This window comes from Niallia taxi (assembly GCF_032818155.1).
In the GTDB taxonomy this organism is placed as follows: domain Bacteria; phylum Bacillota; class Bacilli; order Bacillales; family Cytobacillaceae; genus Niallia; species Niallia taxi_A.
In genome coordinates, this window is record NZ_CP102589.1 from 3,725,262 (window position 1) to 3,748,897 (window position 23,636).

At 40.0% G+C, this 23,636-nt stretch carries 21 protein-coding genes; 5 read left to right on the plus strand and 16 right to left on the minus strand.

What is annotated here, in order from left to right:
- Window positions 1–88 precede the first annotated feature (88 nt).
- From opp4C to pepF, 8 genes are all read right to left on the minus strand, one after another.
- Window positions 89–1,009, minus strand: coding sequence for an oligopeptide ABC transporter permease (gene opp4C / locus NQZ71_RS18615; protein WP_144456029.1), 921 nt, complete (start codon window positions 1,007–1,009; stop codon window positions 89–91).
- Window positions 1,010–1,021: 12 nt separating this feature from the next.
- Window positions 1,022–1,984 carry an ABC transporter permease gene (locus NQZ71_RS18620; RefSeq protein ID WP_127741707.1) on the minus strand — a complete coding sequence of 321 codons (963 nt, stop codon included), beginning with the start codon at window positions 1,982–1,984 and terminating at the stop codon, window positions 1,022–1,024.
- Window positions 1,985–2,227: 243 nt separating this feature from the next.
- Entirely contained in the window at window positions 2,228–3,958 is a 1,731-nt protein-coding gene (locus tag NQZ71_RS18625; RefSeq protein WP_260054074.1) for a peptide-binding protein, read from the minus strand.
- Between the two features lie 84 nt (window positions 3,959–4,042).
- Window positions 4,043–5,047, minus strand: a complete 1,005-nt coding sequence (locus NQZ71_RS18630; protein WP_394374133.1) for an ABC transporter ATP-binding protein — start codon at window positions 5,045–5,047, stop codon at window positions 4,043–4,045.
- 24 nt (window positions 5,048–5,071) lie between these two features.
- On the minus strand, window positions 5,072–6,043 hold the full coding sequence (locus tag NQZ71_RS18635) for an ABC transporter ATP-binding protein (RefSeq protein WP_144456035.1): 972 nt from the start codon (window positions 6,041–6,043) through the stop codon (window positions 5,072–5,074).
- 783 nt (window positions 6,044–6,826) lie between these two features.
- The gene (locus NQZ71_RS18640; RefSeq protein WP_186304097.1) at window positions 6,827–7,000 is read right to left on the minus strand and encodes a hypothetical protein; all 174 of its coding nucleotides are present in this window, start codon (window positions 6,998–7,000) and stop codon (window positions 6,827–6,829) included.
- A 171-nt stretch (window positions 7,001–7,171) separates the two neighbouring features.
- Window positions 7,172–7,786 (minus strand): acetate uptake transporter, encoded by a 615-nt coding sequence (locus NQZ71_RS18645; protein WP_317011122.1) that lies wholly within the window; start codon window positions 7,784–7,786, stop codon window positions 7,172–7,174.
- A gap of 116 nt (window positions 7,787–7,902) precedes the next feature.
- Window positions 7,903–9,714 (minus strand): oligoendopeptidase F, encoded by a 1,812-nt coding sequence (gene pepF, locus NQZ71_RS18650; protein ID WP_317011123.1) that lies wholly within the window; start codon window positions 9,712–9,714, stop codon window positions 7,903–7,905.
- A 192-nt stretch (window positions 9,715–9,906) separates the two neighbouring features.
- Here pepF and NQZ71_RS18655 point away from each other — a divergent pair, with 192 nt between their 5' ends.
- Window positions 9,907–11,073, plus strand: coding sequence for an endonuclease (locus tag NQZ71_RS18655; protein ID WP_222118271.1), 1,167 nt, complete (start codon window positions 9,907–9,909; stop codon window positions 11,071–11,073).
- A gap of 37 nt (window positions 11,074–11,110) precedes the next feature.
- On the opposite strand, the gene sspO is transcribed toward NQZ71_RS18655, so the two are convergent.
- From sspO to NQZ71_RS18675, 4 genes are all read right to left on the minus strand, one after another.
- Window positions 11,111–11,245 (minus strand): small acid-soluble spore protein O, encoded by a 135-nt coding sequence (gene sspO, locus NQZ71_RS18660; protein ID WP_275009548.1) that lies wholly within the window; start codon window positions 11,243–11,245, stop codon window positions 11,111–11,113.
- Between the two features lie 68 nt (window positions 11,246–11,313).
- A complete protein-coding gene (locus NQZ71_RS18665) occupies window positions 11,314–12,525 on the minus strand; it encodes an MFS transporter (RefSeq protein WP_144456041.1) in 1,212 nt (403 codons plus the stop codon).
- Window positions 12,526–12,743: 218 nt separating this feature from the next.
- Complete coding sequence (locus tag NQZ71_RS18670; protein WP_144456043.1) at window positions 12,744–12,965, minus strand: YdbC family protein; 222 nt, start codon at window positions 12,963–12,965, stop codon at window positions 12,744–12,746.
- 180 nt (window positions 12,966–13,145) lie between these two features.
- Window positions 13,146–15,515 carry a polyprenyl synthetase family protein gene (locus tag NQZ71_RS18675; protein ID WP_144456045.1) on the minus strand — a complete coding sequence of 790 codons (2,370 nt, stop codon included), beginning with the start codon at window positions 15,513–15,515 and terminating at the stop codon, window positions 13,146–13,148.
- Window positions 15,516–15,778: 263 nt separating this feature from the next.
- Here NQZ71_RS18675 and NQZ71_RS18680 point away from each other — a divergent pair, with 263 nt between their 5' ends.
- Window positions 15,779–17,179, plus strand: a complete 1,401-nt coding sequence (locus NQZ71_RS18680) for an MFS transporter (RefSeq protein ID WP_235856705.1) — start codon at window positions 15,779–15,781, stop codon at window positions 17,177–17,179.
- Between the two features lie 200 nt (window positions 17,180–17,379).
- On the opposite strand, the gene NQZ71_RS18685 is transcribed toward NQZ71_RS18680, so the two are convergent.
- From NQZ71_RS18685 to NQZ71_RS18695, 3 genes are all read right to left on the minus strand, one after another.
- Entirely contained in the window at window positions 17,380–17,775 is a 396-nt protein-coding gene (locus NQZ71_RS18685; RefSeq protein WP_144456046.1) for a VOC family protein, read from the minus strand.
- A 191-nt stretch (window positions 17,776–17,966) separates the two neighbouring features.
- Window positions 17,967–18,422, minus strand: a complete 456-nt coding sequence (locus tag NQZ71_RS18690) for an AraC family transcriptional regulator (protein ID WP_275009551.1) — start codon at window positions 18,420–18,422, stop codon at window positions 17,967–17,969.
- A 98-nt stretch (window positions 18,423–18,520) separates the two neighbouring features.
- Window positions 18,521–19,294 carry a DeoR/GlpR family DNA-binding transcription regulator gene (locus tag NQZ71_RS18695; RefSeq protein WP_260054070.1) on the minus strand — a complete coding sequence of 258 codons (774 nt, stop codon included), beginning with the start codon at window positions 19,292–19,294 and terminating at the stop codon, window positions 18,521–18,523.
- A 173-nt stretch (window positions 19,295–19,467) separates the two neighbouring features.
- On the opposite strand from NQZ71_RS18695, the gene NQZ71_RS18700 reads away from it, so the two are divergent.
- The 3 genes from NQZ71_RS18700 (at window position 19,468) to NQZ71_RS18710 (ending at window position 22,727) form a co-directional block, all read left to right on the plus strand.
- Window positions 19,468–20,697, plus strand: a complete 1,230-nt coding sequence (locus NQZ71_RS18700; RefSeq protein ID WP_275009552.1) for an amidohydrolase — start codon at window positions 19,468–19,470, stop codon at window positions 20,695–20,697.
- A 4-nt stretch (window positions 20,698–20,701) separates the two neighbouring features.
- Window positions 20,702–21,931, plus strand: coding sequence for an amidohydrolase family protein (locus tag NQZ71_RS18705; RefSeq protein WP_317011124.1), 1,230 nt, complete (start codon window positions 20,702–20,704; stop codon window positions 21,929–21,931).
- A gap of 136 nt (window positions 21,932–22,067) precedes the next feature.
- Window positions 22,068–22,727, plus strand: a complete 660-nt coding sequence (locus NQZ71_RS18710) for an ankyrin repeat domain-containing protein (protein WP_394374134.1) — start codon at window positions 22,068–22,070, stop codon at window positions 22,725–22,727.
- 93 nt (window positions 22,728–22,820) lie between these two features.
- On the opposite strand, the gene NQZ71_RS18715 is transcribed toward NQZ71_RS18710, so the two are convergent.
- Window positions 22,821–23,621 carry a formate/nitrite transporter family protein gene (locus NQZ71_RS18715; RefSeq protein ID WP_275009554.1) on the minus strand — a complete coding sequence of 267 codons (801 nt, stop codon included), beginning with the start codon at window positions 23,619–23,621 and terminating at the stop codon, window positions 22,821–22,823.
- Window positions 23,622–23,636 lie beyond the last annotated feature (15 nt).

Here is a 23,636-nt window from a genome sequence, read left to right on the forward strand (position 1 = left end):
AGCAGTAAAAAATGCTGGCTTCATCCGAAATGATATTGTCATTTTATCGCAAAAGAAAAAACCTGCCAAAAATGCAGCAGGTTTTCATTTAGCGCTTATTACTTTTCGGATCAAGAGCATCACGCAAACCGTCTCCGATAAAGTTAATGCATAATACTGTTACAAAGATACATAATCCTGGCGGTACCCACGCCTCAGGGCTGTTTCTTAAAATACGAATGCTTTGTGCTTCAGAAATCATATTTCCCCATGTCGGAGTTGGCTGCGGTATTCCAAAACCGATGAAGCTCATTGCAGATTCAATGATAATATATGTTGCCATCATCAATGTAGCGTTAACGACAATTGGTCCAATTGCATTCGGAATAAAATGCTTAAAGATGATTCGGAAATCACTTGCGCCTATTGCCTTTGCTCCATGCACAAATTCTTGTTCCCTTAAGGATAAATAGGTTCCCCTAATAATCCTCGTCAAGTTCGGCCACGAGGTTATCGCTATAATGGCGACGAAGCTGCCAATTGACACCTTTGGCATAATAGAAACTACCGTCAATGCAATAACGATAAATGGAAGCATCATGATGATATCAGCGATACGCATGATAGTTGCATCAACAAGTCCGCCATAATAACCAGCAATAGATCCTAAAAGCACACCGATAACCAATGTACATACCATTGCAGAGAAACCGACGATAAGGGAGATTCTACCACCATACAGTAGCCGCGCAAGATTATCTCTTCCTGAACCATCATTTCCAAGCGGATGGTCTGCGCTTGGTCCATGCTCAACCATCATCAAATTTGATTTGGTCGGATTTTGGTCTGTTAAAAGTGGTGCGAAAATCACTGCTAAAATGATAATCGTTAATACAATTACACCAAGTACAGCCAATTTATTTTTCATAAACCGTCCTAGCGCAATTTGGCCAGGAGTTTTACTCTTTTGATTTTCTACTTTAATAGGTAGATTCGGTTCTGTTTCGACCGTTTGTTGATTCAGTTGCATTGTTCATTCACCTCACTCATATCGAATTCTAGGGTCAACAAGGCTGTAGCCGATATCTGCCAGCAGATTTCCCAATAATGTAAAGAAACCAATCATTAAAGTAATAACCATGATAACAGGGTAATCCTTGCTGGAAATAGAGTTAATGAACAATGTCCCGAGGCCAGGATATTGATATACCCCCTCTGTTATAATCGCTCCACCCAGCAGGGCGCCGATTTCAAAGCCTAGCAAAGTTACGATTGGAATCAAGGCATTTCTCAATGTATGCTTGTACAATACTGTGTTTTCGGTCATCCCTTTTGCTCTTGCTGTACGAATATAGTCACCAGACAGTACATCAAGCACTTCTGAACGCATATACCGTGTATATGTAGCCATTCCACCTAATCCCAGAGTCAATCCTGGCAAGATTAAATGATGCAGCTTATCCCAAAAGAGCTCTGCACCTTGCAGATTAGGACTCGATACCGTACCTTGCGATGGGAACCAGCCGAGCTGGATTGCAAAGAAGTAAATTGCCACTAAACCAAAGAAGAAACTCGGAATTGCCAGTCCAAAAAAACTAAAAGTTGTTACGGAGTAATCCAGCACAGAATATGGTTTTCGAGCTGAGTAAATTCCGATTGGAATCGAAAATAAAATCGTAATAATTAAAGAAAAGGTTCCTAATGTGAGTGTATTGCTGACTCTGGATTCGAGCAGGTCTGTCACTTCACGTCCCTTATATACGATTGATTCACCAAAGTCCCCCTGAACGATATTTCCTAACCAACGAAAATATTGCACATAAATTGGATCATTAAGCCCTAAAGCTTCTTTTTGCTGTTCGTATACTTCTGGGTCTACATTCGGATCAAGCTTTCCAGTAAAGGGATCGCCAGGAGCCGCCTGCATTAAGCCGAATACGATAACCGTCAATGCGAATAGCATTGGAATGAACACTAATACACGACGAATAATATACTTATACATTGCTCCCCCTCCATTTCTAATGTTGTATTTATAAAGTCATAGATTAGTTTTTAAACCTTTTTCGGTTCATTTCGTGCAGACCGCAGCACCACACGAAATGAACCAAAATATGGCTGAAATCATCAAGAGAAAAGGGGGCTCCCCTTAAAGGTTGCCCGCACCTCGGTAACAGAATAGTTTGCCAGCAAAATATCCAGTTTTGATACGGACTCTGAGAAACAGGAGCCCCCGTTTACATAACTATTATTTTGTAACACTCCATAAATGTGTATTGTTCAAGAATGAGTATGGCAATACATCAATGCCTTGCAGACGTTTGTTATATGCCCATAGGCTGTTTTGAGCATATAGAATTAATGCTGGAAGATCTTCAGAGAACTTCACTTGCCATTCGCTGTATTTCTCTTTTCTAAAATCTTGTTCAAATGCATCTGGTGGTGTAAATGCGTCCACTAGAAGCTGTTCTGCTTCTGGATTATTCCAACGGGAATAGTTGTAAGCAGCTTTAGAAGACCATAGTCCGCTTGGATCTGGATCTGTGCTGTCTAAGCTCCAGCCAAGTAAGTATAGATCCCAATCTTGTGCATTCTTTTCTAAATCTTCAAAGTAAGCAGCAGCTTGCTTCGGCTGGCGCAAGTCAATTTTGATGCCCACAGCTTCAAGATACTCTTGAATGATTGGTGCTGATTTTTCACGAATTTGGTTTCCTAATGGATAGTTCAGGTTCAATACCCACTCATTTCCATCTGGATCTTCACGGAAGCCATCGCCATTTGTATCTTTATAGCCTGCTTCATCTAGCAATGATTTTGCTTCTTCTGCATCAAACTTATATTGGTTAGGTTTTGTATCATCATATGCCCAGAATTGAGTAGCGATTGGAGAATTCTGAACTACTCCTTTTCCATAAAGCAAACCATTGATGATTGCTTCACGATCAACTGCATATGCAATTGCCTGACGGACTTTTTGGTTAGAAAGCTTTTTGTTTTCTGTCCATTTAGATGGATCTAACGCTGTATCACCTTGTTCACGATGGTTAACCATCATCCCCATTACCTGATAACCAAAATCTGGCTGTTCAACAATTTCAACATTGTCGTTTGCTGCAACTGACTCATAGTCTGCAGCTTGAATTCCAGTTGGATCTGCAACAAAATCTACTTCGCCGCTTTCAAGCATACCAAGGATGACAGATTGGTCTACAACCTTCCAAACAATGCTGTCTAACTTAGGAGCACCTTGCCAGTAGTCTTCGTTTTTCTCAAGAACGTATTGCTCACCTTCTACAACATTAGTCAATTTGAATGGCCCAGTACCAATAACGTCTTTTGTTGTAGCAGCAGCTTTAGGCATGTCAGCGATCGCAATATCCTTAAAGATATGCTCAGGAATAATTGGGAAGCTTGAATCAGAAAGTGCTAACACATTCGGATTTGCATATTTGAATGTTACAGTATTGTCGTCAACTGCAACAACACCTTCGAATTCATCTGTTTTTCCTGTTGAGAAGTCTTCATAGCCTAATAGTCTTTCAACATATTGTGTACGAATACCGCCAGCCTCAACATATCCAGGGCTTGCAATCGATTTGTATGTAAATACGACATCGTTTGCAGTGAACGGCTCTCCATCTTGCCATTTCACGTTTTCTTCTAAGTGGAATGTAACTTCTGTTTGGTCTTCGTTAAATTCCCATTCTTTTGCTAATTTCGGAATGAAATCAAGGTTTTCATCTTGTCCTAATAAACCTTCATGCGTTAAAGATAAGATATTGTTCTCATATGCATCAGCATAAAAAATCGGGTTGAATAGTCCAGCAGGTGCTGTATCCATTGCACCAGTTACAGTGCCGCCATCAACTGCTTCTCCAGGCTCTGAGTTCGTGTCATCACTGCTGTTGCTGCACGCAGCCAAAATACTGCCGAGCACTAACGTCAAGCATAATACAAGTAACCAATTTTTCTTTTTCAACGTCGTTCCCCCTTAAAATATAGTTATCTGTAGAAATCGCAAACCAAACTCGGTTCAACAACCACCTCCTTAAAAGATCAATAATCAATCTTCTTTACTGTATAAGTGGCATGCAACGAAGTGTCCTTCCGAAACTTCCGTTAAGTCCGGGCGCACAATAGCACATCTTTCATGTGCTTTTGGACAGCGAGTTCGGAATGCGCATCCTGACGGTGGATTAGATGGGCTTGGCAAGTCACCCTTCAGAATGATTTTTTCTCTCTTTTTAGTCACATCTGTTGTCGGAACTGCTGATAAAAGCGCCTGTGTATATGGATGAAGCGGTGTTTCATATAGCCCTTGCTTAGGTGCAAGCTCTGCAATTCTTCCTAAATACATTACCGCTACACGATCACTTATATGTTTAACAACACTCAAATCATGGGCAATAAAAAGGTAAGTCAAATTAAATTCTTCCTGCAAATCGGCCATCAAGTTTAAAACCTGTGCCTGAATAGAAACATCCAAAGCTGAAACCGGCTCATCACAAACAATAAATTTAGGATTTAGCGCAAGCGCTCTTGCAATGCTGATACGTTGCCTTTGACCACCAGAAAATTCATGGGGATATTTTGATCGTGCATCTGCCCGAAGGCCAACCTTTTCCAGCAGGCTGATCGCTTTTTCCTCCCGCTCCCGTCTATTTAACTTTGTTTGTACAAGCAGCGGTTCTTCAATAAGCTCTTGGACACTCATTTTTCCATTTAATGAAGCGAACGGGTCCTGAAAGACAATCTGCATATCTTTTCTGATTGGACGCATCTTTCTGTTATTTAATGTAGTGATGTCTTGATCCTCAAACTGAATACTGCCATCTGTCGGGTCAAGCAGCCGCAGAATGACTCGTCCTAACGTAGATTTTCCTGAACCTGATTCACCAACAAGTCCGAGCGTTTCTCCTCTGATGACATTTAAGGAAATATCATCAACTGCTTTGACATGGCCGACCGTATGCTTCAAGACGCCACCCTTGATTGGGAAGTATTTCTTAATGTTTTTCGCTTGAAGAATATAATCTTCTTCGGTCTTTTTTAATAAATCTTGCTCCATCAATGACATGAAATATTATTCCTCCTATTCATACAGGTAGCAGCGCACCTTATGGTTTTGTCCATTATCTAGAAGATTAGGATTGCTAACACGGCATTTATCCATCACATGCTTGCATCTGTCAGAAAAACGGCAGCCAACAGGGAAATCATAGGCAGGCGGAACTGTTCCCTTAATTACTCCAAGTCTGTCGACATCGTCTTCTAATTTAGGTAAGCTTTCTAGAAGTCCATTAGTGTAAGGATGCTTCGGATCAAGGAACATTGTATTTACTTTTGCCTGCTCCACAATCTGTCCACCATACATAACCATAACCCTGTCTGCATATTCAGCTACGACACCTAAGTCATGTGTTATTAACAATACTGCCATGTTGAATTTTTTCTTCATCTCGTCCAACAGATCCAAAATTTGTGCCTGAATTGTTACATCGAGAGCTGTAGTCGGCTCATCTGCAATTAACAGCTTCGGCTCACAGGAAATAGCTATTGCAATCATCGCACGCTGGCGCATCCCGCCTGACAATTGATGCGGATATTCATTTACCGTCTCTTCTGCCCTTGGAAAACCAACTATTCTTAATAGCTCAATTGCTCTGTTTCGCGCTTCCTCCTTTGAGACTTTCTTATGCTTTCTAATTGTTTCTATAAGCTGGTTTCCAATTGTAAATACAGGATTTAACGCTGTCATCGGCTCTTGGAAAACCATCGCAATCTCACTTCCGCGAAGCTTTGCCATCTGCTTGTCAGAATAAGGAACAATATCTTTGCCGTTAAAGCGAATTTGCCCTCCTTTGATTTTTCCAGGCTTACCAACAAGCTTCATTATAGAAAGAGAGGTGATGCTTTTGCCGCTTCCTGATTCACCAACGAGTGCTACTGTCTCACCAGGATTTATGGAAAAATCAACACCATCCACAGCTTTTGCCACTCTGTGTTTATCCACTTGAAAATACGTTTTTAAACCTTCAACTTCTAATAACGCATGTTTTGTCATATACTCACCTCTGCTATAATCCTTGGATTCTTGTAATTTGTGCTATGTACTCTGGGTAGTAAAAAATGGGTAGGATAAAATTTAATAATTAATTTTGAATTGAGGGAACTTTTTAATTTAAATAATTATTCTGAAAACAGAAACCGTTTTGATAAATAATATAATACCTTCTATAATTCTTGTAAAGACAAATTTTTCAGAAAAATAGATTTTTTGTAGAATCGACTAGGTTTCCCGTCGAATTCTCCGCTATTCTCCTACATTCTTATCCGTTTACCGAGAAGATTATGTCACTAAATATAATATACAAAGATAATAGTTTCCCTTAACAGTCGTATAATTCCGACCTCATACCCGCTTAAATAGAAAACATCATAATTATAGTAAAATCTTGATATTATTGGAATAAAAACATTAATCGACAAACAAAAAGAACAATCGTTTCTCTCAGATAGACAGCATTTATTCTTAGTTGATACCATAAATTATACTGATATAATTTATTCACTTTCTGTTAATCTATCTCTTTCTGTTGTAATCTTTAAAATGAATAAATTGTTACCTTATATTCATTTTTTTATATTAAAAAAGAAATTTAACTATAGATACGTACAAACATTATGAAATATGTGTAAAAAAAAAGTTAAAAAGAATAATATTAATTCCTTTTATTCACTATCTTTTTAGAGGATTAACGGGGAAAAGGAAGCCAAAAAAGCCTCCTTCATCAAGTGGGGAGATTTGTTTTTGGATTTATATTTGTTTTTCATGGTCTTGGAATATTCAGTTGGATGCTAGTTTATCCATAATCTCATCGCAAAGCTCCTTCATGATTTCCTGTTGTGAAATGAGATCGGCATCCTTCATCATTTGTAAATACAGAACTGTTTGCATCAGCAGTGATTTTGCCTCCCCCTCTGAAAGGTCCTTTATGTTTTTTTGAAGCTCACTAATCATATATACCTCCATTTATGACATGTCTATATCACCAATTACTTATTTTAACCGTATCTTATATAATTTTCCATTACAAAACGAGTAATTCTTTTCGTTATACCATGCTGTACAAATATATTTGTTAAATAAGCCACAAAAAAAGAGCCTATGTTTATAGACTCTCTGCAACTTTTATTTAAATATTCCGAATGGCTTGCCAATCGGCAATACGATTTTCCCAAAATGTGTGTTAAGCACGATTGCACCGCATCCGTAAAATGATAGTAGGGCTATACAAAGCTCTGCAATACCTGCCATCGTATGTGTTACTTCGTACATGACATCAAAAGAGCTTAAAGAAAGTCCAATAAATAGGATATCAATAAAGACGAAAATAAAGAAAAGCACTTTATGTGTCTCTAATGCGCCAATTGTCATAAACAGACTAAAGATCAAATAGCCGATGAAAGCAAAGCCAAGTTGTTTTGGATCAACATTTTGTGCGAGTACTTCGCCAAACGCTCCTAGCTGAATTAACCAAGAAAAGCCTACACCAAACCAGAATAAGCCAAATGCTGCAAAAGCGGTTGTTCCAAAGATATTGTTATGCTTCGCATCAAGCAAAGCTGCGATCAATTGAGCTAATCCACCCAAAAAGAACGCCCACGGCAAAATAAAAGATAACCCTTCTGTTAAACCTAGCTTTTGTGAAGATGCTACCAATGTAACCATTGCTAGACCGAATAGTCCAAGTGCAGATGGATCTGCCGTCACCATTTTTACTTGTGTATAGTTCTTGTTGCTCATAAATTCCTCCTATAATAAAAAAACATACTTATGTAATGTATAGGATTAGTAGTATTGTGTCAATCAAATTTTACATAAAAAACATCCTTGCAAATATACAAGGATGTTTTTTTATATTAAGTAAAGCTTTTTTCTAATTCATCTATTAAACTGCCAACATAGGCGACTGCTTTGCTGATTGGTTCAGATGTGGACATATCAACATTTCCAAGCCTCATTAAATCAATGGGCTTTAATGTCCCGCCTGCCTTTAGTGCTGATAGCCAGCGGTCAACAGCAGGCTGCCCTTCTTCCTGAATCATTAAGGAAGCAGCAGTCGAGGCTGTCAGTCCTGCCGAATACGTATATGGATAAAGCCCCATGTAATAATGTGGCTGTCGCATCCAAGTAAGGCCGGCTCCTTCATCCAGTTCCACACTGTCCCCCCAGAATGCCGCAAGAAGATCAAGATTTTGTTCACATAACAGCTTTGCAGTTATCGGCGTGCCTTTTTCTGCAAGTGCATAAACTCGGCGTTGCAGTTCGCCCTCTAAAATATGTGTAACAAAGTTATGATAATACGTTCCCAATGATTGCAGAATAACCCAGCGGCGCATCCTGTCATTATCGGATTTCTCTAATATATGCTTACTTAAAAGCATTTCATTCATTGTTGAAGGTGCTTCAATAAAATATCTTGATGGACGTGTATTCGAAATCGACTGATTCCTACCTGCCAGAACAAAATGACCTGCATGCCCGAGCTCATGGGCAAGTGTAAAGGCATTACGCATTGAATTATTCCAAGTCATCAAAATATATGGATGTGCACCATATGGACTTGAGCAAAAGGCTCCAGATCGCTTACCAAGATTGTCTGCCCTGTCGACCCAGCGATTTTCCAATCCCTGTCTCATTATTTCCGCATATTCCGGGCCCATTATCTTTAGTGCTTCAAGCACAAGCTCTGCCGCTTCATCATAAGAAATTTCCGGATTATAATCAGCATCTAATGGTGCTTTTAAATCACTGTAACAAAGTTGATCAAGTCCAAGAACGCTCTTTTTCAACCTGGCATAGCGGCGCATATGAGGAGCAAGCTCTGTTAAAATTGTATCAAGCTGATTATGATACATTTCCTTTGTAACCTGCTGCTCAAATAGCAGCATTTCCGTAACAGACTCATACTTTCGTAATTTTGCTTCAACCACTTGCTTCTTCACTTCTGTCGCAAGGGTTCCTGCATATGTATTTTTGTACCTATCTAATGTTTCGATAAAAGCATCATAAGCCTTGCGCCTGATATCTGTATCTGGAGACTCTTCATACTTAGCATATAAATTAAATGTTAAAGGGTGAAGAGTTCCATCTTCTGTTGTAAAAGAGGAAAAGCTCATATCTGACGTTTTGCTGCGCTGGTAAATCATATAAGGAGACTCATGAATCTCACTGTATGCGGCTAAGACTTGCTCTGTCTCTGGGGAAAGCATATGTGCCTTATCCTCGAATAAATCACTGAGCATCTTCGTGTAATCCTTTAGACCGCTTTCTTGCTCTAAAAATAAGCCTACTTTCTCCTCTGACAGTGCAAGTACCTCTGAATCAATAAAGGACACGCTGCTACGAACTGTGGCATACACAGAGGCTGCAATAGCATCATTTGCTTGATTAGCAGGGTCTGTCCCATCCGCAGACTGGTTTAAGCTTGCATACGTCATCACCCGGGCAACCCGCTCCTCCAGCGAGTCTCTTTCAAGAAGACATTGCAGGAGGTTTATAGCACTGCTTCCAAGGCTCCCCTTATATTCTACAAGCTTTTCTAGATCGAGTGCGATTGCATCAAGCTCCTTCTTCCATGCTTTCTCACAAGGAAACAATTCGGTTAAATCCCATGTTTCTTCAACTGAAACATCTTTCCTTGCCAGTGTTTTACTTTGCAGCTTATTCATTGTAAGGCTTCTCCCCTTTGTTTATATTTCGATATTCGAAACGAACAACTTTATTATATAAGAAAACTGCAAATTTTCAAATTATTTACCGAATAAACGTAAGTTATCATATTCTTTACACTTTTCTACAATTACCTCTAAATAACTATGTTATGTTAAAAGAGCAATATACTATATGAAACAGGGAGGTAAATGATGAAAAAAAGTGGAAAAATCTCTTTTTTACTTTTCGTGATTTTTACTTTAGCAGTCTCGCTTTTCCCTGCAGCTACAACAAAAGCTGCTACTTTGTCCGTTTCGGAAGCAATAAGGACACAGAACGGTTCAACTCAAGAACTAGAAGGATACATAGTCGGAAAGCCAACTTCCGCTTCCTCCGTCCAAACTAGCAGCTTCTCTGACGATTATGCAATCGCTCTCGCAGACAACCCAACAGAAAAAAACGCTGGCTCTATGCTATATGTGCAAATTCCCTCATCCTTTCGAGCGAGCTTTGGACTAAAATCAAATCCTAATTTGATTGGTACTAAAATTATCGTAACGGGAAGCACTTCAGCCTACTTCTCTCACCCTGGATTAAAAAATGTAACAGCTATGTCAAAAAGCACTGGAGGTTCAACTCCAGTTCCAAATGAGCCTGAAGAAGATTCAGAGCAAGCCCCACCTTTTGGTAACTATGAAGGCTATTATAACAGTGCCAGCGGTAAAACAGGCTCAAGTCTTAAAACTGCTTTGCATGAGATAATCGATGATCATACAAAGCTTTCTTACAGTGCTGTTTGGGATGCACTTCGCCATACAGACGAGGATCCAAATAACAGCAATAATGTCATATTGCTATATACAGGCAGATCGCAAAGCAAAACCTCCAACGGCGGTGGTGTCGATCAATGGAACAGGGAGCATGTTTGGGCGAAATCTCACGGCGACTTTGGAACATCAATGGGAGCAGGCACTGACTTGCACCATTTGCGCCCTACAGATGTGTCTGTCAATTCAGCACGCGGAAACAAAGACTTCGATGATGGTGGAACTGCCCAGAAGGAAGCACCAGATACTTTCGCTGACAGTGACTCTTGGGAGCCCCGTGACGAGGTCAAAGGTGACATTGCCCGAATGATTTTTTATATGGCTGTGCGCTACGAAGGTGACAGTGGCGAATTAGATTTAGAAGTATCAGAAAAAGTAAGTAATGGTTCTGCTCCATTACACGGAAAACTATCGACATTAAAACGCTGGAATGAACTTGATCCTGTCGATGACTTTGAACGAAACAGGAATGAAGTCATCTTTACAGATTACCAGCATAATCGAAATCCATTTATTGACCACCCTGAGTGGGTCGAAGCAATCTGGTAAAAAAAGAAACGGGCCGGCAAGCAGCGGGCCCGTTTTATTATTGACGCTTTTTTGTTTTCTTGTTATTTTTCTTTTCTGCTTCTGACAATGGTTCATTCGCGAATTCATGGTCATAGGCTCTTGATAAATTTCCTTTAACGCCTTCTTGTTTATCATTCTTTTTTGTTGTCATTTATAACACCTCCAGAGCTTAGTGTACGTAACAATTTTTATTATTATGTACCAGCACTCTTTGGGAGGCTATTGCTTTCCATGCATAACTTTTTTGAATACCATTTGCTTTAAACGATCATCCTTCTGATAAGCAATTGCTGATGCAGCAAGCAACAGCACTCCTGTGAGAATAAAAACACTATACGCTGGGAAGATACCGCCTAAAAATCCGCCGAGCATCGGTCCAATCATTCCGCCAATCTGGTTGGCAGTTTGGTTCAAGCCAAACGCTCTGCCGCGAAAATCCTCTGCCGTCGCTTTAACTACAAGTCCGTTCAATGCCGGGAAAACAGCACAGAAGAAAATTCCGAATACAAACCGCGTAATAGAGAAGCCCCATATGTTTTGGAAGATGATTTGAGAGAGAGTCCCTAACCCGCCGCCAAGCAAACCGATAAACAATATTCTGTTAAAGCCAATTTTATCTGCCAGTTTACCCCAATAGGGCGCAAACAGCACACTTGCTATTCCAGGGAGAGAAAAGACAACCCCTGCAAGTAACGATGCATTGGCAGTTGTTCCGCCTAGATCAACAATGTACAGCGGAAGAATTGGTTCAATGGACAGAATGGAACAAGAAGTAACAATTGTCAGAAGCATAACGAGCATCAGTGGCCGGTTTGACCATGCAATCTTAATGTCGTTTTTAACAGATCCCTTTTCCTTGCTCGGTTTAAAGTTCTCCTCTTTTACAAAGAAGATAATTAAAAACGTTGCCAGAAAAACGATAAAACCAGCACTAGCAAATGCCATTCTGTTACCGACCAGCTCTGCCATAACTCCACCAAGCAGCGGCCCGACTATTCCACCGGTAGCACTTGCTGTGGCAACCATTGATAGTGCATACCCTACTCTGTCTGTCGGCGTATTTGTTCCAACTAAAGCAATCGCACCAGGAATAAAGCCTGACAGCAGTCCTTGCAAAATTCTTAATATAAGTAATTCATAAGGATTTGTAACAAATGCAGCCAATGTGTAAATAATAAACAAAGCAAAGCCTGCCCTGACTATCATTGGCTTTCTGCCATATTTATCAGCAATTCTCCCCCAAAACGGTGAGGAAAGTGCTCCAGCAAAAAACGCTGAACTGAATAAGATTCCTGCCCATAGCTCTGTATGCTCATGGACATCGATTTCCAGCAGGAAAATCGGCAAAAACGGAATGACCATATAAAAGCTCGCTGCCGTAAAAAAAACACCAACCCACAACACAAGTAAATTTCGCTTCCACCTTAGCATGCCGTTCGCGCTCCTAAGCTCATCATATACCAATCAATGAGTAGTTTTAATATTCTTAATAATAACACATCCGGAAATTACTTTCATTCCCGAAATTTCTGTTTTCCGAAGAAAAGGCGGCTGTAATGGTTATTCCGTCAGGGTTTTCATGCTTTTTAACAATTTTGTAAAAAAATAAAAATGTACAGTGATGACTGTACATTTTTAAAAGATGTATTTTATAGGCTAGAGTCATTTAATGCTTTTTTCAGCTTCACTACCTCGTCCAAATCAAGTGTTACTCCTTTACCCATTTTTTCATGGTTTGGAGCCCAGTCACGGATGTCATATTTCGGTTCACGGCCATTCCAGCTGATTAAGTTCAGCTCCTTTGTCCACCCTTTTGCTGATTCAGATAGAACCATAATATGTTCAGTGATTTCAAATTTAATTTCAGCCACACTACTACCTCCTAATGAGAATGAAAGACAATCAATATTCTCTTTTTATTATATATTTTTTTGTCTTCTTTTAGGCGACATACTTTATTTATTGTTCTTGTCTTTGCTTTGTCAGGGCTTAATCTATTAACGAATAGAATATTATTAATCTGCTCTAGTTAACGACAATTGCTCTATCTTTTATCGATCTCTGTTCACAAAGTAATCGAGCAAATGTTTTAAGAAGGCTGGATTGCGTGGTGCTTGCTCTAATGTCTCAACAGCAAGGCAATAATGCTCCCACATCGCCATTTTCGCTCCGTCTATCCCGAGGATCGATACAAAAGTGGTTTGGTTGTTATCTGCATCAATTCCAGCCTGCTTTCCAAGCTGACTTGTATCTCCTTCTACATCAAGCAAATCATCCTTAATTTGAAAAGCAATACCGGCATGGTAGGAAAACTTCTTCCATATGTCCATTTCCGCTTCATCTGCCTTTGCAAGAATGGCAGGCATCATTAAACAAACCTCAAATGCCATTCCCGTCTTATAGAAGCTCTTCCTGTCCAGCTCATCAAGAGTTAAGATTTTGCCCTTAGAGTCCAGATCCATCGCCTGCCCCTTGCACATGTCTGCAGTCCTTTTGGAGGAATACTCAATTAAACGCAGCACAGTCTTTGGGTCAAAGGAGCTAAGGGAAGTCTGCTCCTCTACTGCCTTTTGTGTTAGAAAAAGACCAGTTAATTCAGCAACTGCAATGTTCGTAACTTGATGTAATGTCTGTCTGCCCCTGCGTATATTGGCGTTATCCTGTGATGGCAGGTCATCAAAAATCAAAGAGGCTGTATGCATATATTCCAGTGAACGCAGCAGTGGTAATATTTCTTTGCCGTCCAACCCATAGCCATGAACACCCATAAACCATGTCATAATTGGTCTTAATCGTTTCCCGTCACCATTCAGACTGTAGTTCGCTCCATCAGTGAGCGGCTCTGCAAACAAACTATTTTCCGAGCTCTCTATCGTCATGGCGCTGTTAATCTGGCTGCGTACCGTTTTAACTTGTTCAAAAAACTGTTCCTGCTCCGCTCTGTCACTTTGGAGGACACCTACCATATGATCTCTAAGAAGCTTATCAAAGAAATCAACATCATCTGCCCTTTTAACCATTTTTTGGATGATTCGATTAAACTCTGGCATAGCAGATGCGAAAAGCTCCATTGTTTGGTTGTACTTGTCTGTTCCCCACTTCTTCTTAAAACGCTTCAAACCGTTAATTGCTCGGTCCAATATGACCTCACACGTCTTCCTGTCCGAGTTATACACATTATGAATTAAGTGGGATATAACCGTCCAATACAGTTCATAAGGATTTATCAAGTCAGAGCGTGTACCATGATGCTTCATATAATACGTGTAAGGAGTTACAGATCCATCCTGCCAATCATCAAACATATCAGCAAAATCATCTGCAAGCTGGTTGTATATTCCGTAGAAAAAAGATCTGCTCTCAAAGCCTTCTTCGAGCTGTGCACTTATGACAGACCGAACAATTAAGCGGGAAGAAGATGACTTTAAAATGACTGGGATAAACAAGTCTTCATTTGTGTAATTTCTGTTAGAGAGATTTTTATGCCGATCAACTTCTTGGGAATGAAAAAACACATAAGCCTGCTCTAAAAACGGCTTAATCATTTCCTCGCGCTGGTTTGCCTTTATATATTCAAATGCTTCTCGCAGCTCAGCATGAATATAGAAGATTAATTCAGCATTATCTCCAAGCCACTCTCCTAATTCAGGAACATTTCCTGAAGTAAGTGCCGTTCGAATTAAATGAGAGTACTGTTTTTCTTCCTCTGAAGATAATATTTTTGCATCAAAGAGGTCATCAATGAACGGGTATGTCAATCCATAAGAAAACCCGAGCTTTATTGCTTCGCTTAGCTTTTGCGAGCGAATAGCAGACTCTGTTCCATCCTCTAATTCATCCAAAACATGCATGATAACACCAGCAATAATTTTGATAAGCTTGCGTTGGGCGTTTGCTGCATCCATTCCTGCTGGAATATTGGCGGAAACGGACTTCAGCTTATCCATCAGCCAAATCATCGTCGGCTCGATACCTTCCTTCTCTGCAAAACGATACAAACCCGCCATACTGAAAATCCCGATTTTTTCTTTATTCTTACCAGTTAAATGCTTTTTCAAGCTCTCAACAGAGCTTCTGATCCCAGCAAGTGTTTCCGGTGATTCTAAGGATTTCCCTAAATCTCTCATATAAAGATAAGAAACGCTGCGATCCAAATAATTATCAAGTTTGCCTGTTTGATTCAACCAGTGGATATAATGCTGATATCCCGACGAAATTTCCTTGCCCTTTCGCCGGGAAAAAAGCGAGAAAATAGTAGGAGGTTGAATATGGTTATGCTTCCACTCAGCAAAATCCTTTGTCAGGATTGGGATAAAGGTCTTTTCTGCCACCTGTCCATAAAGCTCTTGGAAATATTGGGACGCCTTCTGCTCTTGCTTAGAAAAGCACGCATCAGGATTTATTGTAAACTCCTTATTCATACAGTAAAATACCTCAACTCTTTTCATTTACTATCTATTTAAATATAGTACTAGAAAAACAGGTTTATAACCAGAAACGAGCCATTCCATAAATACCAGACTTTTCTTTTCTCGAAAGAAAACGCTTTTATATCCAAAGTATGTAAATCACCTTGTTGTTATAGCTTTACGCTATAACCAATTATCTAAATTAACAGTTACTCTATATCAGCTTTGCCATGCTATTATACATACACAATCAAACATAGCAAGGAGAACAAATAATGACAACAAAATCAACGACGATTAAAGCACGGAGCATTAACCCTTCTGCTGTAATTGCGGCAAGCAAGTTCAATCGGTTTCATTTATTAGTTTATTTATGGTGTGTGTACGCAATTGCATTCGACGGCTTTGATATTGCCATGTACGGTGTAGGCTTGCCGTTAATGATGGAGGACTTTAAGCTAACATCTGTTGAAGCAGGAGCGGTTGGAAGCTATACACTTGTCGGGATGATGCTCGGTTCCTTTATCCTCGGCCCTGTCGCAGACATTATCGGCCGCAAAAAGGTATTAGCAATCTGCATGTTCCTGTTCAGTGTTTTCACACTTGGCTCAGGACTGGCACCGACTGTCACTATCTTTACAATTATGCGTTTTATCGCATCAATCGGAATGGGCGGTTTAATGCCGAACGTTATTGCCATGATGACCGACTATTCCCCTAAGAAAAATAGAGCATTAATCGTAGCGACGATGTATTGCGGTTATTCTGTCGGCGGAATCTTCGCTTCACTGCTTGGCATGTACTTGTTGGAGGATTTCGGCTGGAGAATTCTATACTGGCTTGGCATTCTGCCATTATTCACATTGCCAATCTTTTTGAAGAAGTTCCCTGAATCAATTTCCTATTACACAGCGCGCAAGCAAAAGGACAAAATAGCGAATATCATGAACCAAATAGATCCGAGTGGCAATTATAAAGAAACAGATGAGTATGTATTTGCAACAGGAAAAGAAGCTGAAAGTGGCGCACCACTAAAAAAACTATTCTCAAACGGACGTGCTATCAGTACTTTTGCTTTCTGGATTTTCGTTGTCTGCAGTCTTCTAATGGTTTCTGGCTTAAACACATGGCTGCCAAAAATCATGCAAGAATCAGGCTATGGCTTAACATCCGCTCTTTCGTTTACACTTGTATTGAGTGTCGGCCAAATTATCGGATCATTGCTTGGCGGCTATCTCGTTGATAAAATCGGACATCGAAATGTCCTTGTTTCCATGCTGCTGATTGGCGCAGTTTGCTTCGTCGCACTAAGCCTAACATCAAATGCATTGCTGCTTTATGTTTTAATCGCATTAGGAGGAGCCTGCACTGGTGGTACACAAAACCTGGCAAATCCTTATATCTCTGAGTTTTATCCGAAAGAAATCCGCTCTACAGGAGTCGGCATTACAGTTGGATTTGGGCGGATTGGATCCATACTCGCCCCAATCATTATCGGCTTGTTACTTGCCACAAACCTTGAACCAAAAAGTGCCTTTATGGCCTTTGCGATTCCGAGTATTCTTGGAGGAGCAGTCCTGCTCCTAGTTCGAGAGAAGTATGGAAGCTTCGACCGCCTTGGTGCAACGCGAGATAATATTGTGTTGAAGGTAACTGATGAGGTTGGAAGCAGATAATTGTTTGAAGTAGGCAACGACATCGTTCGTTGCCTACTTGTTATTTATTTCTAATTTTACCATTTGAACACTATTCAACATGTACCAGTCTGAAAAACAAAAACCCATAAATGACACTCCGGCTATTCCAAATAAAAAACTCCACAAAGCAAATAAAGTTTCCTTTATCTACCTTAGTGGAGTTGTAATGCTTATGATAATTATTTCGCATTTTCATCTGGCTGGTGAATCCCAAAAATATTCCCCTCTGGGTCCTTATAATAACCTTGCCAAGCCATTCCAGGCAGAGCATATTTCGGCAATGCGACAGTCCCGCCATTTTCCAATATTTTCGCTTCACTTTGCTCGTAATTTTCTACTCCCATCGTACAAGCAAATCCATTCAATGCTTGGGTAGACTCAGGAGCTGGGCCTTGCCGCTGCATTAATGCCCCGTTTATACCCAACTCTTCCTCCTTACCTGTTACCGCTCCAAAGTAAGGCATTCCGGCATATTCCGTCCAATCCTGAAATGTCCAGCCGAATACCTCTCCATAAAACTTCTTTGCCCGATCCATGTCACTAACATGAATCTCGAAATGTACTAATCTTCCCATGTTATCCTCCAAGGTTTATAGAATTATTGTTTGCCATTATTAAATTCCGTTTTACTGTCGTATTTTCCTATATAGGATGGACAATTTTCAGAAAAAAAATTCCACTGTTAAAGAGAAAACCCCAATAATAAATCTTATTGGGGCAGAGTACTTATATTATCCAGAGGAACAAACTCATACATCCATAACCATTAACTAACCGGAACACAAAGCTCACAATAATGACTCCCAACAAGCTCCATGCTGTACCGCTCCAACACAGGTCTCGTTTTATCAAGCTTAAACTCCAATGCATCCAATACTAGAAATACTTCATCCCATGCCCTTTGAACAGCTTCTGCTGTGTGGGTTATTTTGAAGACAGCGTATTTCCCTCCGCTCATACCCCTTAGCTTTACTTCCTTGTCATCTGTAATAAAACCTTGAGGAACAATTAAGCAAACGTCGTATCGGCAAGCCTCCGGTGCTGTCAGTAAGGGATTGTCTTGGGCAATACCGAAAATACTAGATTTCTGCTCCAGCAGGTTGTTAGCATCAAGCCAACCTTTGAATTTCTCCATTAATCGTCGATTCTCAGGTCCATATGGGCCTATTTGTCTCATATAGATGACTGTGCAAGACGGCATTATCTCTATACTAGGTTTCATCTTTTCTTTCCTTTCCATTAAAGTACATCGATGTCTGAACACATCGTATAATGTACTAAAATGGAAAACAACTGGAATTTAAAAAAAGTTTTATATTTTTACTTTTTGAGCTCATCTATAACAGAAATTACTTGGATATTGTGCCTTTCTAGTATTTCGAGCATATTTTCCGGCACTTCCTTTTCCGTAATAACGATATCAATGTCCTCTAAACCGCATACTTTTTGGAAAAAGGTTTTATTAAACTTCGTAGAATCTACAAGGACAATAACTGTATCAGAACTTCTTACCATTTCACGGTTTAGCAGGCCTTCTTCCTCAATGGACGTAGATAGACCCGTTTCAGATATACCGCAGGTTCCAATAAAGCATTTGTTTACTTTATAATCTTGGATATCTTTAATTGCCCGTGAACCATATATGGCGCGATGATTTTTAGAAACCGTCCCGCCTAACAGATTAATGCGGATATTTTCTTTTCCCAATAATTCATTCGCAACATCCATTGAATTGGTCACAATATTATGATTCTGGCTTGATAAGTATTTTGTTAAGGCCAAAACTGTTGTTGATGCATCTAAAATGAGATGATCTCCTTCACGAATTAAGGACGCTGCCAGTTTGCCAATCTCATTTTTTGCTGCTAACGCCATTTCAGCGCGCTCGTCAAAATTATAAACCTCATTGTGTAATTGCGCTCTTTTTGCTCCGCCTCTGATTCTAATTACTCTTTTCGCTTCTTCCAAAAGAATCAAATCTCTTCTCGCTGTATCTTTTGATACATGATTCAGCTCACAGATTGTTTCTATATCAATTCTCTCATTTACTTGTAAATATTGAAAAATTGCCTCAAGTCTTTCATCCTGTAACATTCCTTCACCTCATTCCTTATATTATAAGTTTTTTTAAGTATTCTTGCAAAATACTGAGTTATTTTAAGTTTTTCTGCTTGAATATGCATTTTTAGTTCGTTATGATTACTGTAAACAGCTATGTTTAACTTATTTCGCCTTATTAATTATCAAAATAGAAAGTGGTGAGCATCATGTCTTCATCCTACTGGCTAACGAATGTTTGCTTAGAAAAGGGGTTTCGCTACGAAAATGGCGTGGTTATTGGAACGGAAACGGAAAACTGTCATTTGCTTGTGGAAAATGGCAAAATCGCCAAAATTATTTCTGCTGATACATTGCCTGACGACCAGTTACAAAAAAAAGATGTCGATAACTTATTGGCCTTACCGTCCTTTATAGAAAAGCATGTTCATTTAGATAAGACAATTTTAGGAGAAAAATGGCGGGCAGTAACTCCTGTAGCTAGTATTTTTGAACGATTTGAAATCGAAAAAAGAGTACTTCCCTCACTCTCCACTACAACAAAGGAAAGAGCGAAGGCACTTATTGAAATACTGCTTCAAGCAGGTTCCACACATATTCGCACACATGTAGATATCTATCAAGAAGCTGGGCTCACAAACTTCTTTGAAATCCAAGAAGCACTTGCAGATTATGAAGGAAAATTATCCTCTGAAATTGTTGCTTTTCCCCAGCATGGATTGCTTCGTAATAACTGCGCAGATTTAGTAAGAGAAGCTGTTCGTAACGGTGCTAGTTTAGTAGGAGGTGTCGATCCTGCTAATGTGGATGGAAATATGGAGAAATCATTACAGCAAATGATGGAGATTGCCGTTGAAGGAAATGCTGATATTGACCTGCATTTGCATGATCCAGGCAAGCTTGGACTAGCAACGATAAAAAGGCTCGCACAACTGACAGAAGAGGCTGGCTGGCAAGGAAGAGTGGCTGTCAGCCACGCGTTTGCATTGGCTGACATGATTGAAGGCGAAGCGGATGAAATGGCACAGATGCTATCAGAGCTTGGTATTTCGATTATTACTAGTGTACCGATTGGCAGAACCATTCCTCCCGCCACCTTCCTTCATAACAAAGGAGTACAGGTTGCAGTAGCATGTGACAATATTTTCGACTCATGGTCACCGTTTGGAAATGGAGATATTTTAGAGCGGGCCAGTCGGTTAGCTGAACTTACAGGCAGATCAACAGAACAAAAGCTTGCCGAAACACTTGGGTTTATTACTGGAGGTATTACACCGTTAAATAAAAACGGACAGCAGGCTTGGCCAAAGGTCGGTGATGATGCGAGCATTGTCTTTACAGAAGCAAGCTGCTCTGCCGAAGCAATTGCTAGAAGATCAAACCGCCCTGCCGTTATGTACCGTGGAAAACTAGTATCAGGTGGGTTTACGAAAGGATGATAACATGACATATTCTTCTTATTGGCTGACAAACGTCCGTTTAGAAACCGGATATCAGTACAACAATGAAACCATTACAGGCACAGACACATCCATTTTCCATCTTCTCGTTGAAAATGGAAAATTCGCCAGAATTGTTCCTCAAGAAACCGTAATTAGTGATGATCTAATAAAATATGATGCACAAAAATCGCTGCTGCTGCCAACCTTTAAAGAAATGCATATTCACCTTGATAAAACCTATTACGGCGGACCATGGAAAGCCGTTACACCAGCGAAAAGCATCTTTGATCGCTTTGCAGAGGAAAAAGAACTGCTGCCTCAATTATTGCCGACTGCCAAAGATAGAGCAGAGAAAATCTTAAGTTTACTGATTGGGTTCGGTTCAACACATGTCCGCACCCACGTTAACATTGATCCTGTGGTAGGACTGAAAAATTTAGAAGCTACACTTGATGCTCTGCAAACATTCTCCGGAAAGATTTCACATGAGATTGTCGCATTCCCGCAGCATGGCTTACTTCATTCTGGGGTAGAGAGCCTTGTTAGAGAAGCCTTAAAACACGGAGCAACACATGTCGGCGGAGTTGTTCCTCATACTGTCGATGGAAATATCGAAAAGTCATTAAATACAATAATCGAAATGGCTGTTGACACTAATTCCGAGATTGATATCCATATCCATGACAGAGATCATTTAGGATTGTTTACGATGAATAGATTGGCAGATTTAACGGAGCAGGCGCGGCTGCATAACAAAGTAACAGTCAGCCATGCGTTTGGCTTTGCTGGTATTCCAGAAGCAAAAGCTGCTGAATTGGCAGCAAGGTTCACTCAGCTTGGAATAGAGGTTACTTCAACGGTCCCTATCGGAAAACTCATCATGCCTATCCCCCTATTGGAGGAAAAAGGTGTTCAAATATCACTAGGTACAGATAGCCTAACTGACCATTGGTCCCCTTTTGGCAACGGTGATAATTTAGAAAAGGCAGGCCGTTTGGCAGAACTTTATGGATATGCTGATGAATGGTCATTATCACAGTCACTTAAGTTTATTACTGGCGGAAAAACACCGTTGGATAAGCAAGGCAAACAAGTATGGCCAGTTGTTGGAGACGATGCTGATATGAATCTTGTTAAGGCGTCATGCAGTGCTGAAGCAGTTGCAAGACGGGCAACTAGAGAGGCTGTTTTTTATAAAGGGACATTATTATCTGGTTCGCTCTCCCATTAATAGCACATTCTTAAGAAATGGAGGCTAAGTATATTTGAAGAAACTATTAAGCTTATTATTGATACCCATCATTTTAGTTGGTTGTCAAAAAACTCCTGCACAACAGAATAATCAATCAGAGCCTGATCAAGCGAAGGTGATTGATTCAGAAGACCCAGTGCCTGATCTTAAAAAGGAGGCTAAAAAACCAATGACTACTCAAGAACAAGAGCAGTTTTTTCAAGCAGTCGAGAATGGCAATATCTCTGAAATTACAAGCTTTATAGAAGACGGGGCTAATATAAACAGTGTCAATCAAGAGGGCCGTACTGCAGCAATGATTGCCACTTATAACAATGACCCTGAATCAGTAAAATTGCTAATTGAAAATGGGGCTGATGTTAATATTCAAGATAGTATGAAAAACAACCCCTTTCTGTACGCTGGGGCAGAGGGGTACTTGGAAATCGTGAAGCTGACAATAGATGCCGGTGCAGATCCAATGCTGTTAAATAGATTTGGCGGTACAGCATTAATACCAGCATCTGAGCACGGTTATGTTGATGTAGTTAAAGAGCTTCTCGAACAAACTGAAATTGATGTTAATCATGTCAATGATCTTGGCTGGACAGCTATATTAGAAGCTATTGTGCTGGGGGATGGCGGGAAAAACCAACAGGAAACACTCCGATTATTAATTTCCCATGGTGCAGATGTTAACATCCCTGATTCAAGTGGGGTTACTCCCCTGCAGCACGCAAAGAAGTTAGGGTATAAAAAGATAAGCGATATACTTTTAGATGCAGGCGCAAACTAACGTAACTATGGAAAAGAGACCAGTTTCAACTGGTCTCTTTTCCATAGTCAGTGTAATCACCACAAAATGTGAAATTATTCACAAAATAGTCCGTTATGCTTCTCTCTTAAAAGACTTAACAACCGCTTGTGTCTTTTCAGAAATATTATACCAATAAGCCCCACCTACAAAAACTGCTCCGCCGATAATATTGCCAATTGTCACTGGAAGTAAATTAGCAAACATTCCACCAATAGACACTGTTTCAGGATGTGGAATGATTATAGCAATAGACATTAGAGTCATATTTGCAACACTGTGTTCAAATCCAGAAGTGATAAATGCAAAGAGACACCAAAATATCATAATTAATTTGGCTGTTTCATCCTTTAGCTTAACGGAGCTCCATACAGCTAAACAAACTAAGATGTTACAGAGAATACCGCGAATAAGCAACTCTATAAAAGGAGCACTCATCTTCGCTTCTGCTCCATGTGTTATAAAGTCTGCTACTCCGCCAACAGCTAAGCCAGAATAACTGAATAATAATGCTACAAGAATGGAGCCTATAAAGTTGCCTAAATAGCTAAATCCCCAAACCTTCCCAGTATCCTTCCACGTTACTTTTTTTTCGAGCATGCCTATCGTCATCACCATATTATTGCCAGTGAAAAGGTCTGCTCCCGCCATAATTACTAAGCTCAACGCAATTCCAAAGGAGATACCCATAATAATTTTTGTACCTGCAAAATTGGCAGGTGTGAGCATTCCGCCTATTGTAAAAATAAGAATAATCCCTAAGCCAACAAAAAAGCCAGCAAGCATTGCACCAACTAAATACTTACTTTTATTCGTATTAAGCGCATTAATCTTCGTTAATGCAGTATTACTAAAAGTTGTAATAACATCCTTCATTTTAATCACTCCTTT